The sequence below is a fragment of the Camelimonas lactis genome (assembly GCF_004342915.1).
In the GTDB taxonomy this organism is placed as follows: Bacteria; Pseudomonadota; Alphaproteobacteria; order Rhizobiales; family Beijerinckiaceae; genus Camelimonas; species Camelimonas lactis.
Genome location: NZ_SLWL01000007.1, coordinates 125,236 through 138,603 on the forward strand (window position 1 = coordinate 125,236; position 13,368 = coordinate 138,603).

A 13,368-nucleotide genomic window follows, 5' to 3' on the forward strand; every position below is an offset into this window, starting at 1 on the left:
GACAGGTTCTGCGCCACCGCATGTTTCGACGCGTTTTCCTGACACAAGGCGGCCTCCGCGCCGCCGGAGAACGCCCCAGGGCAGGAACGCCGCCATGAACCGCATCACGCCGGAGACGCTTGCCGCGCCCACGGTTTTCGCCATCTTCCGCAACGTCGCCTCGCTCTACCCGGACAATGCGTTCATCGCCGTCGGGCCGCTGGCGACGCGGCCGTATCTGCCGGAGGGGGTGGAATACACCTACGCCGCCACCCGCGCCATTGTCGATGATCTGGCCGCCCGTTATCGCGCCGCCGGCTATGGGCCTGGCCATCGCGTCGCGGTTCTGCTGGAAAACCGGCCGGAGCATTTTTTCCATTTTCTCGCCCTCAACAGCCTCGGCGTATCGCTCGCGCCAGTGAACCCGGACTACCGGCCCGACGAAATGCGCTATCTGCTTGAGCATGCGGAAGCATCGTTGCTGGTCGCCTTGCCCGAGCGGCTGGAGCAGGCGCGGCGCGCGCTCGACCTGTGCGCCGACCCACCGCCGCTGCACGACGTCACGTCGGACGCGCCATTTGCGCCGGCGCGCACCCCGGCCGGACCGGCGACGCCGGATCTGGATACGGAAACCTGCCTTTACTACACGTCGGGCACCACCGGCCGGCCCAAGGGCTGCGTCGCCACCAACCAGTATTACGTCAGCGTTGGACGGGGCTGCTGCGGCAATACCGGCCTCGGACGATATCGCGAGGGGCTGGAGCGCATCTACAATCCCCTGCCGCTGTTTCATATCAACGCCGGCGTGTTCAGCTTCATGGCGGCGTTGATGACCGGCGGTTGCGTCATCCTGCCCGACCGTTTTCATCCGCACAGCTGGTGGAGGGAGCTGGCCGACAGCCGCGCCACCATCGCCCACTATCTCGGCGTAATCCCCGGCATGTTGATGAAACTGGAGCCGACGCCAGAAGACCAGGCGCACGGGTTGCGCTTCATGCTGGGCGCCGGCGTCGAGCCGGAGATTCATGGCGCCTTCGAGGAACGCGTCGGCGCGCCGCTGCTCGAACTGTGGGGCATGACCGAAACCGGCGGCGGCTTCTTCGCCGATACCGAGCCGCGCATGATCCACACCCGCGCCATGGGCCGGCCCCTCGGCCGGCCGGGGCTGGACCTCGACGCCCGCGTCGTTGACGCCGACGACCATGACTTGCCGGTGGGGCAGGAGGGACAGTTGCTGGTGCGCCGTTGCGGCGATAATCCGCGTCTTGGCATGTTCCGGGAATATCTCAAGAACCCCGAAGCGACGGCGGAGGCCTGGCGCGGCGGCTGGTTCCACACCGGCGACGTGGTGCGCCAGGACGAAACCGGCATGCTGTATTTCGTCGACCGCAACAAGAATATCATCCGTCGCTCCGGCGAGAACATCGCGGCCGCCGAGGTGGAGGCGACGCTGCTGGCGCACCCGGACGTTGCGGAAGTGGCGGTGGTGGCGGCGCCCGACGAGGTGCGCGAGCAGGAAGTTTTCGCCTGCATCGTGCTGCGGGCGCCTGAAACCGCCAGCGAGGACACGGCGCGGGCCCTGTTCGCGTGGGCCAACGAGCGGCTGGCCTATTTCAAGCCGCCGGGCTGGGTGCTGTTTCTGGATGCGCTGCCCAAAACCAGCACCCAGAAGGTGCAAAAGAGCGAACTGTTCGCCGCCGGGGCCGATCCGCGCAAGGCCGATGGGACGATCGATCTGCGGGGTCTGAAAAGGCGGGGGTAGGCGGCGGGGGGAGATGCTAACGCCGTCTCACACCACCCGGTACAGGTCGGCGCGGGTCGGCGGCAGGTTGGACGGGCCCTTCAGGCGCTTCTGGCCCAGCGTCTGGTATATGCCGACATTGTTGCGCTCGAAGGCGATGGAGCAGGCGGCCAGATACATCAGCCAGACGCGGTATTTCACCTCGCCGACCTCGGCGATGGCGGCGTCGCGATTGGCCAGCAGCCTGTCGTGCCAGGCGCGGCAGGTGCGCATGTAATGCTCGCGCCAGCATTCCACATCGCGAATTTCAAAGCCGCCGCGCTCCATGGCCGTCAGCGTGCCGCTGAGCGTCTCCAATTCGCCGCCGGGGAAAATGTAGCGGGTGAGGGCGGCGAAATCCGCGCGCTTCTTCTTTCTGGTGGCGCTTTTGCCAGGCCGGACAATGCCGTGGTTGAGGAACAGGCCGCCGGGTTTCAGCAGGCGCTGCATCGTACTGAAATAGGTCGGATAATTGGCGATGCCCACGTGCTCGATCATGCCCAGTGAACTGATCTTGTCGAAGCGCTCCGCCCCGGGCAGCTTGCTGTAGTCGATCAGCTCCACCGTGCAGCGGTCGGCGATGCCCAGCGCCTCGAACCGCGCCCGCGCCAGCTGCGCCTGCTGTTCGGACAGGGTGACGCCGTGCGCCGTGACGCCGAAACAGGTCACGGCGTGCGCCATCAGCGCGCCCCAGCCGCAGCCGATATCGAGGAAAGTCTCGCCAGGCTGCAAACGCAGCCGCCGGCAGGTCATGTCGAGCTTGTCGACCTGGGCCTGTTCCAGCGAATTGGCCCAGTCCTTGTAATAGGCGCAGGTATAGACCATGCGCTCGTCAAGGAAGAGCCGGTAAAAATCATTGGAGACATCGTAGTGATAGCTGATGTTCTTGCGGTTCTCGCCAGCGTCGCCGTCGCTCGGCGCGGATCTGGCGATGTCTTCCAGCGGCCATGGGCCGCCGCGCGGCGTGAACAGGAACTGCGCGCCGGCGCGCAGGGCCAGCTTGCGGTCGAGGGTGCGGCGGAACTCGCGGGTGCGCACGGCCGGTTTCGCCGCCACCAGATCGAACACGTCGCCATTGCGGATATCGACCCGGCCCGCCGCCCACAGGTTGGCGAGGGTGGCGACCGAGGGGCGCCGGACCAGCGCGCCAACCACGCCCTCGTCGCCCAGATAAACGCCGAGGCCGGTTTCCGGGTAGTCCGCCGGAACCCGCGACCCGTCCCAGAGGAAAAATCCTGGCTTCAGTTGCAGCCGCTCCCGCACGTGGGTCAGTAGCTGTTTCAACGTGGCGAGGCGTTTTTCGGCTGACATGTCGGTTCCTGTATGGCCGCCCGGGACCGGCGCCGCGACCGGTCGGACTGAACCGGTTTCGGCTCCGTCTTTTTGTACCGCCGCGTTCGCGAACGCAACGTGGCGTCGCGGTTGTTTCCGCTCCAGCTGGTGGGCGCCGCGCGTGAGGCGTCGGCCGGGCCACATGACCCGCCGCCCCGGGGCGGCTGAACGCCCCGGAGCCTTTCATGAAAGCCGGCTTGTCGACGAAACCGCGAAGGAGGCGCCAGGCGCGCCTAGCGCATCGGCGGGGCGTAGAGCACGCCGCCCATGTTCCAGAGCTGGTTCAGGCCGCGCGGCACGCCGAGCTTCGAGCCGGAGCCCAGGTTGCGCTCGTAGATTTCCGCGTAATTGCCTGTGGCCTTCACCGCGCGGATCGCCCAGTCGGGGTCGAGGCCCATCGCCTTGCCGAAATTGCCTTCGGCGCCGGTGAAGCGGCGCACTTCAGGTTTCTGCGATTGCAGGGCCTTCTCCACGTCGGCGGCGGCGATGCCCAGTTCCTCGGCGTTGACCAGGGCGAAATTCACCCACTTCACCACGTTGAACCACGGGAAGTCATCGCTGCGCACCACGGGCCCCAGCGGCTCCCTGGAAATCACATCCGGCAACACCACGGCGTCGGCCGGCTTCGGCAGCTTGAGGCGCTCGCCATGCAGCGCCGACTGGTCGCGGGTCAGCACGTCGCATTTGCCGTCAGCGAAGGCGGCGGTGGCCTCGGCGGCGTTCGGGAACACCTTTTCTTCATAGGTCATGGAATTGGCCTTGAAGAAGTCGGCGAGGTTGAGCTGGCTGGTGGTGCCGGCCTCGACGCAGACCTTCGCCTTGTCCAGCGACAGGGCGCTGTCGACGCCCAGCGCGCGCTTCACCAGGAAACCCTGGCCGTCGTGATAGGTAATGCCGGCGAAGGCGAGGCCGAGCCCGGCTTCGCGGCCCAACGTCCACGACGTGTTGCGCGACAGCAGGTCCACCTTGCCGTCCTTCAGGGCGTCAAAGCGCTGGCTGGCGGACAGGGGGGTGAAGGTGACCTTGCTGGCGTCGCCGAGCGCCGCGGCCGCGACGGCGCGGCAGAAGTCGACGTCGAAGCCGCGCCAGACGCCCTTGTCGTCTTTCTCCGAGAAGCCGATGACGCCTTCGCTGACGCCGCAGTTGAGCGTTCCACGCTGTTTGACCGTATCAAGCGTTCCCGCCTGGGCCGACATGGCGAAGACGCCGGCCATCACGCCAGCGGCGACGCCGCTGAAACGGCGCAGGCTGGTCCATGGGGACTTGGACATGGCTCCCTTTCCCTTTCGCATATTTGCGGTCTGGAGCGGACGCCGGCCTGCTGGCGCCGGGCCCCTCCTCAATGTTGAGAGACGTTTGGGGGGCGTTGGCTTCGCCCGTCGATGCGCGGCTTACAGCGTCGCCTTGTGGCGAATGATGACCTTCGTGCCGACCGGAACCCGCTCGTACAGGTCGATGATGTCGCCGTTGGCGAGCCGGAAGCAGCCGGACGAAATGGCCTGCCCGATGGTTTCAGGCTGGTTGGTGCCGTGAATGCGGAACACCGTGGAGCCCAGATAGAGCGCGCGGGCCCCCATGGGATTGCCAGGGCCGCCGGCCATGAAGCGCGGCAGGTACGGCTGGCGCTTCAGCATGTCCGGCGGCGGCCGCCAGTCCGGCCACTCGGCCTTGCGCGTGACCTGAACCTTGCCGGACCAGGTGAAGCCTTCGCGGCCCACGCCAATGCCGTAACGCAGCGCCCGGCCATTGCCCTGCACGACGTAGAGAAAGCGCTCGTCGGAATGGATGATCACCGTGCCCGGGGCCTCGCTGGTGCGGTACAGCACCATCTGGCGGGCGAAGGGGCCGTCGGTGATGCGCACCTCCTCCGTGGAAATGCGGCCCGGCTCGTCGCCGATATCCATGGTTTCGCGGATCTCGGCCGGCGGGCGCGGCGGTTGCGGCGCCGCGAAGGCGGGCGCGGCGGCCATACAGGCCAGCGCAAGACCGGACATCACAAGGCCGGGCTTCACAAGACGATGGAAGATATTTCGATCGGATTTCATGACGCGCTGCTCCCCGTCAGCTGCAACGGACGAAGACAAAGGTGCCATAGCGCCGGTGCGCGTCGGGATCGACAAACCGCATGGTCAGCACATTGGGGGTGATGGACAGCAGCTCGCGGTCCTGCGGATCGCCGGCGGGGGATTCAAAGCCGACATAGGTCCGGCCGTCGGGCCCGGCTTTCAGGCGCAGCTCATAGAGCTTGGCGTCATCCGCCACGTGCATCATCACGCCGTCATTGGGGCCGCGAACGATCTTGTACGGCTGGCTGCACTGGGCTTTGGCCTGGGCCTCGGTGCGCTTGCGGTCCTTGTCGGTGTGGAATGAGGCGATGCCCCAGCTGCCCACGAGCGCGTCGCGCGAGACGCCGGTTGGGCTGGGGGCCCGCGCCGTCGGCGACAGGCTGTCGCCCAGGCTGCAGGCGGCCAGCACAAGCGGCAGCGCCACGGCGCAGGCGCGGGCGGCGAGTCCTGGACGCTTCATCCACGCGTCCTCGTCGCATGTCTGTGTCATACGTTCCCTCTCCCACATGATGATCATCCGGCGCCCGGCTCCCGGAAACGGGCAACGGCGCGCCAGCTGTTTGCCGCATCCTGGACGGCGGGGGGCCGGAACGCCAGAGCATGATCCCAAAAAGTGGACATCTCCTTGCGGAAACATCGCCGCCGCCGCTCCGGCATCCGCGACCTGGCCGATGCGGTCTCCCGGTTTCAGGGGGCGTCCTGCGCGCCAGCCCCGTTCGCCTGACAGGTCCCCGGGGCTGGCGGATTCGCAAGCAGGTTCGCGTGTTCCTCGCAGACCACCTCGCCGATCTGCGCGAACCGCTCCGCCAGCGGGTTCGTCTTGCGCCAGACCATGCCGATGGTGCGCGACGGGCGCGGTTGCGCCAGCCGGACCGTGCTCACATCAATGGAAGCCGTTTCCGGCGCCACCGCCATTTCGGGGATCAGGGTGACGCCGATGCCGGCGCCGACCATGCGCACCAGGGTTGAGAGCGAACTGCCTTCCATCAGGTCCTTCGGCGCGCCGGGCGCCATGTTGCAGAATGCAAGCGCCTGATCGCGGAAGCAGTGGCCTTCTTCCAGCAGCAGCAGCCGCATTTCCCGCAACGCATCCGCGCAGGGGGGAGGTTTCATCCTGTCGGCGGACGGCCGGACAAGGACAAACTCCTCCTCGAACAGCGGCAGCTCCTGCAACACCGGCTCCAGCACCGGCAGGGCGACAATGGCGACGTCCAGCCGGCCGTTGGTCAGATCCTCGATCAGTTTTTGCGTCACCGCCTCGCGCGGCCGCAGGTCCACCGCCGGGAACAGGTCGCCGAGCCGCCGGATCACCGCCGGCAGCAGGTAAGGCGCCACCGTGGGAATCATGCCGATGCGCAGGTCGCCGGCCAGCGACTGGCTGGAGGCGCGGGCAAGATCGGCGAGCTCATCCACGGATCGCAGGATATCGCGGGCGCGGCTGGCGAAAGCTTCGCCCAGGCTGGTGAGCCGGATCTGCCGGTGGTCGCGCTCCACCAGCGGCGCGCCGAGCAGCTCCTCAAGGTCCTTGATTTGCAGGGAAAGCGCCGGCTGGCTGATGGCGCAGGCGTCGGCGGCGCGGCCGAAATGGCGATGGTGGGCGAGGGCGGCGAAATAGCGGAGATGGCGGATCGATATCATTTGAAATAATTATCGACGCTATTTGAAAATTCAAGTTCTCATTATGACCGCATTTGCCTAGAACCATTCAAGGCAGACGTCGCCAGCGGATCCGGTCGCCTGGACATGACGCGACGTCAACGCAGCAGGCTCTGAAGGGAAATGGCATGGATGGCATCGAAGCAAAAAAGGCCGGCAAATGTCCGGTCATGCATGGCGGACTGACCGTGACCGGATCCTCGGTCACCAACTGGTGGCCGAACGCGCTGAACCTGGACATTCTTCACCAGCACGACGTCAAGACCAACCCGATGGGCAAGGACTTCAACTACCGCGAGGAGTTGAAGAAGCTCGACGTTGAGGCGCTGAAGAACGACCTTCGCGCCCTGATGACCGACAGCCAGGACTGGTGGCCGGCTGACTGGGGCAACTATGTCGGCACCATTGTGCGCATGACCTGGCACGCCGCCGGCACCTACCGCATCGCCGACGGTCGCGGCGGCGCCGGCACCGGCAACCAGCGTTTCGCGCCGCTGAACTCCTGGCCGGACAACGCCAACACCGACAAGCCGCGTCGCCTGCTGTGGCCGATCAAGAAGAAATACGGCAACCGGATCAGCTGGGCCGACCTGATCGCGCTCGCCGGCACCATCGCCTATGAGAGCGCCGGCCTGAAGACCTACGGCTTCGCCTTCGGCCGCGAGGACATCTGGCACCCGGAAAAGGACATTTACTGGGGCGACGAGAAGCAGTGGCTGGCGCCAAGCGACAGCCGCTATGGCGATCTCGCCGACGCCAAAACCCTGGCCAATCCGCTGGCCGCCGTGCAGATGGGCCTCATCTACGTGAACCCGGAAGGCGTCAACGGCCAGCCGGATCCGCAGAAAACCGCCAACATGATGCGGGAAACCTTCGCCCGCATGGCGATGAACGATGAGGAAACCGTTGCGCTGACCGCCGGCGGCCACACCGTCGGCAAGGGCCACGGCAATGGCGACGCGGGGCTTCTCAGCCCGGCGCCGGAAGGCGGGGCCATTGAAGATCAGGGGCTTGGCTGGCTGAACCGCACCAGCCGCGGCGTTGGTCGCGACGCGGTCGTCAGCGGCATCGAAGGCGCCTGGACCACGAACCCGACGGTGTGGGACAATGGCTTCTTCGAGATGCTGTTCAAGCACGAGTGGACGCTGACCCGCAGCCCGGCCGGCGCCTATCAGTGGGAGCCGATCACCATCGCCGACGCGGACAAGCCGGCGGACGTCGAAGATCCCTCCATCCGCGTCATGCCAATGATGACCGACGCGGACATGGCGCTGAAGGTCGATCCGATCTATCGCGAAATTTCGCTGCGCTTCATGAACGACTTCGAGGCGTTCACGGATGCGTTCGCCCGCGCCTGGTTCAAGCTGACCCACCGCGATCTGGGACCGCGCTCGCGTTATTTCGGACCGGACGTCCCGGCCGAGGAGCTGATCTGGCAGGATCCCGTGCCGGCTGGCCGCACGGACTATGACGTGGTCGCCGTCAAGGCGAGGATCATGAACAGCGGCCTTTCGACCGCCGACATGGTGGCCACGGCCTGGGACAGCGCCCGCACCTTCCGTGGTTCGGACAAGCGCGGCGGCGCCAATGGCGCGCGTATCCGTCTGGCTCCGCAGAAGGACTGGGCCGGCAACGAGCCGGAGCGCCTGGCGCGGGTGCTGTCGGTGCTGGAGCCGATCGCCGCCGAAACCGGCGCCAGCATCGCGGACGTCATCGTGCTGGCCGGCAACGTCGGCGTCGAGCAGGCGGCCAAGGCCGCGGGTTTTGACGTCACCGTTCCGTTCACCCCGGGCCGTGGCGACGCCACCGAGGCCCAGACCGACGTCGCATCCTTCGCCGTGCTGGAGCCGCTCGCTGACGGTTTCCGCAACTGGCAGAAGGAGGACTATGCGGTCATGCCCGAAGAGATGCTGCTCGACCGGGCCCAGCTGCTGGGCCTGACGGCAGCGCAGATGACGGTGCTGGTGGGCGGTCTGCGCGTGCTCGGCGCCAACCATGGCGGTTCGAAGGACGGCGTGTTCACCGACCGGGTCGGGGCGCTGACCAACGACTTCTTCGTCAACCTGACCGACATGGCCTACAGCTGGGACCCGACCGGCGCCAACCGGTACGACATCCGTGATCGCAAGAGCGGTGCGGTGAAGTGGACGGCGAGCCGCGTCGACCTGGTGTTCGGCTCCAACTCGGTGCTGCGCGCCTACGCCGAAGTCTACGCCCAGGACGATAACGCCCGGAAGTTCGTCGACGACTTCGTCGCCGCCTGGGTGAAGGTCATGGACGCCGACCGTTTCGACGTCGCGTAATCCCTGGCGTCCAGTCCAGGGTGGCCCGCCGGTATTCCGGCGGGCTTTTTTTATGCGCGGCGTTCGTCCGGTCCGGTGCATGGCGCTGGCGGCGCTGGCTGGCCAGGTCATCGACAGGTCCTGCGGAGCCTGGTCTGCAGACACGCGCCGGCCACCCCGTGATCCGGGGCGGGTTATCCGTGTTCCAGCAGCCCGTCGATCATTCCGCCGGCCAGCTGGCCTGCGATCACCCTGTCGCTGTCGGTAAACCGGCTGCGGTCGAGGATGGACAGCGAAATCGCCGACTGGTTCGACAGGGCGGTCAGGGATGACAGGAACATGAGCGCCGCAGTCTTGTCCCTGTCGGTGGTTGCGTCGCGACCGGACGCGATGGCCAGCAGGTCCGCCACCAGCAGCACGCCAGGTCGCCACAGTTCCTTCATCAGGTATTCATAGGCCGGCCCCCGGTCGCTCAATTCCCGCGACACAAAACGACTCTGGTGTGTCTCGCCCGCCTCCTGCATGAACGCCTCGATCAGGCCTTGCATGATCTCGAGCAGAATGTCCCGTGCTCCAGCGGCCGTGAGCGCGCCGGATCGCACGGCGGCCCGCGCTGCGGTGACTACTGGCGACATGCGGTCCTGGTAGCGGCCGAGAATGACCCGGGCGCAGGCGTGATGCAGCCCTTCCTTGTTACCGAAATGATAGGCAATCGCCGGCAGGGTGACGCCGGCCTCCGCTGCGATCGCGCGTGTTGTGGCGCCGGAAAAACCCCGCTGCGCGAAACACTCCATCGCCGCGTCCAGAATACGCGGGCGCGTGTCGGCCGGCGGCTGGCGCCTTGGGCGCGCCGCCGTTCCGTTTTTCCGCCGCTGTCGTCGGACGTGCTGGTGTTCTTCAAACATTGAGTTCCCGCCTTGCAGCGCTTGCGCCCGGTGGATTCTCTTCATATAGTTCGTATATCAAGTGATAGATCAATTATAAAAAGTACGAATTTACAAGGCGTTGCCGAACGTTCGGCGGATCTCTCACATGTTCCCGCGGTCGCCGGCGCTGGCCAGGCAGCCTGGCTTGATGCCTGCCGCGCGACAGGCTCCAGGTTCACGCGGCGCAGGCTGTGTGAGAAAAGTGGAACGCGTTACAAAACTGGGTTAAGCCAGTGGCGCTCTGGCGTCGTTTCCGTCGTCCATGGCGGCCTCCGGCGACAGACCGCAAAAAATGAAAAAGTCAGGGTTTGGGAGGACCAGCAATGAAATTTCTGCGCACCGCCACGGCTGCGGCGGCCGTACTCATGTTTGCGGCCAGCGCCGCGCAGGCTGAGAAGAAGTACGACACGGGCGCCAGCGACACCGAGATCAGGCTCGGCAACACCGTGCCCTACAGTGGGCCGCTTTCAGCCCATGGCATTCAGGGCCGCGTCGAGCAGGCCTACTTCCGGATGCTCAACGAGGAGCAGGGCGGCATCAACGGCCGCAAGGTGCGGCTGATCTCGCTGGACGACGCCTTTTCGCCGCCGAAGACCGTCGAGCAGACCCGCAAGCTGGTGGAGCAGGACGAGGTGCTGGCCACCTTCGCCAGCGTCGGCACCGCGGCGCAGACATCCGTGCAGCGTTATCTGAACCAGAAGAAAATTCCGCAGCTGATGGTCAGCACCGGCGCGTCGAAGTTCAATCAGCCCAAGGCCTTTCCGTGGACGACGCCAAGCAGCATCAGCTACATTGATGAAGCGGTCATCTACGGCAAGTATCTGGCAAAGGAAAAGCCGGATTCAAAGATCGTCGTTCTGTATCTGAATGATGACTTCGGCAAGGATTACGTGGCGGGCCTCAAGCGCGGTCTTGGCGACAGGGCTGACAGGATGATCGTCAAGGAGCTCACCTATGAACTCGCCGATCCGACAATCGATAGCCAGATCCTGGCGGCGCGCGACACCGGCGCGGATGTGTTTTTCAATGTGACGCTCGGCAAGGCGACCTCGCAGTCGCTCAAGAAGCTGGCCGAGATCAACTGGAAGCCGATGCATTTCATCTGCAGCCCGTCCGCCGGGCGGGTTTATCTGAACGCGGCGGGACTGGAGAACGTCCAGGGTCTGCTCACGGCCAGCGCCATGAAGCAGATCTCCAGCCCGAACTGGGCCAATGACCCGGACGTCAAGGGCTATCTGGCGTTCATGAAGAAGTATCTGCCAAACGAAGATATTTCCAATGAAATCGGTTTCTCCATGTACATGCTGTCGCATGTCATGGCCCATGTCCTGCGCGAGGCGGGCGACAACCTGACGCGTGAAAATATCATCAAGATCGCCACCAACCTGAAGGACGTCAAAATCCCCGGGCTGCGGCCAGGCGTGAAATACACCAACAATCCTGAAAATTTCGCGCCCATCCGTGAAATGCAGCTGATGCGCTTCGAGAAAGACGACTGGGTTCCGGTCGGCGACGTCATCAGCGCGCGATAATCCTGATGCTCCGGACGCGGCCGCTGTCCGGGGCGTTTCCCGCCCTCCAGGCCTCCTGTTGAGAAGACCCATGCAGAACATCAAGCTTCACGATGACCTGACGACGCTGGCGGATATCCCCCGGGTGCACGCGCGCGAGCGCGGCGATGCGATCGCGACCGAGTTCGAGGGGCGGTTCACGACCCATGCGGAGCGTGAGCGGCACATCAACCAGATCGCCAACGCCCTGATTGCGGCCGGTCTGAAGCCGGGGGACCGCGTCGCCCATGTGGGCAAGAACTCGGACCTTTATTTCGAGCTGGTGTTCGCCTGCATGAAGGCTGGGGTTGTCCTCGTTCCGGTGGTCTGGCGTCTTGCCCCGCCGGAGGTGTCCTACATCGTGCAGGACTCCGGCGCAAAGCTGCTGTTCGTCGGCCCCGAATTCATCGACCTTGGCCGTCAGGTGGCCGCTGAATGTTCCGGCCTGCAGGGCGTCGTCGCCATGGAGGGCGGCGCGCCGGAATGGGCTGACCTCACCTCATGGCGCGCGGCGCAGCCGGATACGGATCCGCATCGCGAGTGCGCCCTCGGCGAGCCTTTCCTCCAGCTCTACACCTCCGGCACCACCGGACGCCCGAAGGGGGCCCTGCTGACCCATAACAATTTCCTCGGCATGCGGCGGTTGCAGGATGAGGCCGAGGACGAATGGATGCACTGGTACGAGGACGATATCGGCCTCGTCGCCATGCCCAACGGTCACATCGGCGGCACCGGCTTCGGCATCTGGGTGATGTATTACGGCGTGAAGGCCATCATCACCCGCGAATTCGACCCGATGCAGGTGCTGGACCTGATCGACAAGGATGGGGTCAACAAGTTCTTCATGGTGCCCGCGGCGTTGCAGTTCGTCGTGCGCCAGCCGCGCGCCCGGGAGATCGACTACTCCCGCCTGCGCTCAATTTCCTATGGCGCCAGCCCCATGCCGCACGCCCTGCTGATGGAGTGCATGGAAGTGTTCAAGTGCGGTTTTATCCAGGCGTATGGTCTGACCGAGACCACCGGCACGGTCACCGTGCTGCCTCCGGAAGATCACACCATGGAGGAGACGCCGCGCATGCGCTCCGCCGGCAAGGCCCTGCCGGGAGTCGAGATCGCCATCCTCGACGACAATGGCAAGTCCTTGCCGCCAGGCGAAATCGGTGAGATCGCCATCAGGTCGCCATCCAACATGGTGGGTTACTACAACCTGCCGGAAGCCACGGCGGCGGCCATGACCGCTGACGGCTGGTTCAAGTCCGGCGACGCTGGTTATATGGACGAGGACGGCTATCTCTACGTCCACGACCGGATGAAGGACATGATTATCTCCGGCGGCGAGAACATCTATCCGGCGGAAGTCGAGAACGCCATCAGCAGCCACCCGGCGGTGGCCGAGGCGGCGGTGATTGGCATTCCGTCGCAGAAGTGGGGCGAGGAGGTGAAAGCCATCGTCGCCCTGCGGCCGGACAGGGAGGTGACGGAAGAGGAGCTGATCGGCTTCGTGCGCACCCGGATCGCCGCGTTCAAGGCGCCGAAGTCCGTCGACTTCATTGACCTGCTGCCGCGTAACGCCTCGGGCAAGATCCTGCGCCGCACCCTGCGCGAGCCCTATTGGGCCGGTTATTCCCGTCAGGTGAACTGAACGGTCTCAACGGGGAACACGCACTGTGCGCCGGCGCCGGTTTCGCGCCGGCGCTTTTTTATGGGCGGAGGACGCGGGACGCGCCGCCTGGATGCATCAGGAGGCCGGCATGGTCGCTCCGCACGTCGGGCGCGTTGATCGCGCGCCGATTTACG

Annotated in this window: 10 protein-coding genes; 4 read left to right on the plus strand and 6 right to left on the minus strand. The window is 65.5% G+C overall.

Translation table 11 applies throughout. The features are described from left to right. Nucleotides 1-94: 94 nt before the first annotated feature. Complete coding sequence (locus EV666_RS09670; RefSeq protein WP_132006748.1) at nt 95-1,741, plus strand: AMP-binding protein; 1,647 nt, start codon at nt 95-97, stop codon at nt 1,739-1,741. Between the two features lie 27 nt (nt 1,742-1,768). Here EV666_RS09670 and EV666_RS09675 read toward each other — a convergent pair whose 3' ends face one another. From EV666_RS09675 to EV666_RS09695, 5 genes are all read right to left on the minus strand, one after another. Then, a complete protein-coding gene (locus EV666_RS09675; RefSeq protein WP_132006751.1) occupies nt 1,769-3,070 on the minus strand; it encodes a class I SAM-dependent methyltransferase in 1,302 nt (433 codons plus the stop codon). Nucleotides 3,071-3,324: 254 nt separating this feature from the next. Continuing rightward, nucleotides 3,325-4,362: an amino acid ABC transporter substrate-binding protein gene (locus EV666_RS09680; RefSeq protein ID WP_132006754.1), complete on the minus strand. Its 1,038-nt coding sequence runs from the start codon at nt 4,360-4,362 to the stop codon at nt 3,325-3,327. Between the two features lie 120 nt (nt 4,363-4,482). After that, on the minus strand, nt 4,483-5,136 hold the full coding sequence (locus EV666_RS09685) for a L,D-transpeptidase (RefSeq protein ID WP_245514331.1): 654 nt from the start codon (nt 5,134-5,136) through the stop codon (nt 4,483-4,485). Between the two features lie 16 nt (nt 5,137-5,152). Further along, entirely contained in the window at nt 5,153-5,617 is a 465-nt protein-coding gene (locus tag EV666_RS09690) for a hypothetical protein (RefSeq protein WP_132006757.1), read from the minus strand. 227 nt (nt 5,618-5,844) lie between these two features. Next, nucleotides 5,845-6,795, minus strand: coding sequence for a LysR substrate-binding domain-containing protein (locus EV666_RS09695; RefSeq protein ID WP_132006760.1), 951 nt, complete (start codon nt 6,793-6,795; stop codon nt 5,845-5,847). Between the two features lie 146 nt (nt 6,796-6,941). On the opposite strand from EV666_RS09695, the gene katG reads away from it, so the two are divergent. After that, entirely contained in the window at nt 6,942-9,116 is a 2,175-nt protein-coding gene (gene katG, locus EV666_RS09700; RefSeq protein ID WP_132006763.1) for a catalase/peroxidase HPI, read from the plus strand. Between the two features lie 173 nt (nt 9,117-9,289). Here the strand turns inward: katG and EV666_RS09705 are convergent, their stop codons facing one another. Then, nucleotides 9,290-10,045, minus strand: coding sequence for a TetR family transcriptional regulator (locus EV666_RS09705; protein ID WP_132006766.1), 756 nt, complete (start codon nt 10,043-10,045; stop codon nt 9,290-9,292). Nucleotides 10,046-10,344: 299 nt separating this feature from the next. Here EV666_RS09705 and EV666_RS09710 point away from each other — a divergent pair, with 299 nt between their 5' ends. Both EV666_RS09710 and EV666_RS09715 read left to right on the plus strand, forming a co-directional pair. Continuing rightward, the gene (locus EV666_RS09710) at nt 10,345-11,553 is read left to right on the plus strand and encodes an ABC transporter substrate-binding protein (protein ID WP_132006769.1); all 1,209 of its coding nucleotides are present in this window, start codon (nt 10,345-10,347) and stop codon (nt 11,551-11,553) included. A 70-nt stretch (nt 11,554-11,623) separates the two neighbouring features. Continuing rightward, the gene (locus EV666_RS09715; RefSeq protein WP_132006772.1) at nt 11,624-13,213 is read left to right on the plus strand and encodes a fatty acid--CoA ligase; all 1,590 of its coding nucleotides are present in this window, start codon (nt 11,624-11,626) and stop codon (nt 13,211-13,213) included. The last annotated feature ends 155 nt before the right edge of the window (nt 13,214-13,368 follow it).

Excerpts from the sequence above, each read along its gene's own strand:
- EV666_RS09705 (WP_132006766.1), bottom strand. The coding sequence starts at position 10,045 with ATGAAGAGAATCCACCGGGCGCAAGCGCTGCAAGGCGGGAACTCAATG.
- EV666_RS09710 (WP_132006769.1), top strand. The coding sequence starts at position 10,345 with ATGAAATTTCTGCGCACCGCCACGGCTGCGGCGGCCGTACTCATGTTT.
- EV666_RS09685 (WP_245514331.1), bottom strand. The coding sequence starts at position 5,136 with ATGAAATCCGATCGAAATATCTTCCATCGTCTTGTGAAGCCCGGCCTT.
- EV666_RS09715 (WP_132006772.1), top strand. The coding sequence starts at position 11,624 with ATGCAGAACATCAAGCTTCACGATGACCTGACGACGCTGGCGGATATC.
- EV666_RS09690 (WP_132006757.1), bottom strand. The coding sequence starts at position 5,617 with ATGAAGCGTCCAGGACTCGCCGCCCGCGCCTGCGCCGTGGCGCTGCCG.
- EV666_RS09670 (WP_132006748.1), top strand. The coding sequence starts at position 95 with ATGAACCGCATCACGCCGGAGACGCTTGCCGCGCCCACGGTTTTCGCC.
- EV666_RS09675 (WP_132006751.1), bottom strand. The coding sequence starts at position 3,070 with ATGTCAGCCGAAAAACGCCTCGCCACGTTGAAACAGCTACTGACCCAC.
- EV666_RS09680 (WP_132006754.1), bottom strand. The coding sequence starts at position 4,362 with ATGTCCAAGTCCCCATGGACCAGCCTGCGCCGTTTCAGCGGCGTCGCC.
- EV666_RS09695 (WP_132006760.1), bottom strand. The coding sequence starts at position 6,795 with ATGATATCGATCCGCCATCTCCGCTATTTCGCCGCCCTCGCCCACCAT.
- katG (WP_132006763.1), top strand. The coding sequence starts at position 6,942 with ATGGATGGCATCGAAGCAAAAAAGGCCGGCAAATGTCCGGTCATGCAT.